The sequence below is a fragment of the Pseudomonas sp. BJa3 genome, from assembly GCF_026343815.1.
GTDB lineage: Bacteria > Pseudomonadota > Gammaproteobacteria > Pseudomonadales > Pseudomonadaceae > Aquipseudomonas > Aquipseudomonas soli.
Genome location: NZ_JAOXMC010000555.1, coordinates 1 through 235, shown reverse-complemented (window position 1 = coordinate 235; position 235 = coordinate 1). Strand labels below are relative to the sequence as shown.

Below are 235 nucleotides of genomic sequence, written 5' to 3'. Positions count from 1 at the left end.
GGCGGCCGCATTCGGCACCGAGATCGTCACCATCAGCGGCGACCCCGTCACCTCGGTCCAGCTCTGCGCCACCGTCTCCTGGCCCACCGACGGGCTCTCCCAGTACCGCTGGCTCCTCGACGGCCAGCCCACGGCAGCCACCGGCCGGTGCTACACCCGCGACCCGCTCGGCGACACCGGCAAGGCCCTCAGCGTCCAGGCGGAGGAGACGAGCCGGAACTTCGGGTACCACGCC

1 protein-coding gene is annotated in these 235 nt (G+C 72.8%); it reads left to right on the top strand.

Features of this window, described 5'->3' with window-relative positions:
- Positions 1 to 235, top strand: a 235-nt coding sequence (locus tag OH705_RS28765) for a hypothetical protein (RefSeq protein ID WP_267303641.1), incomplete at both ends; no start/stop codon positions are given.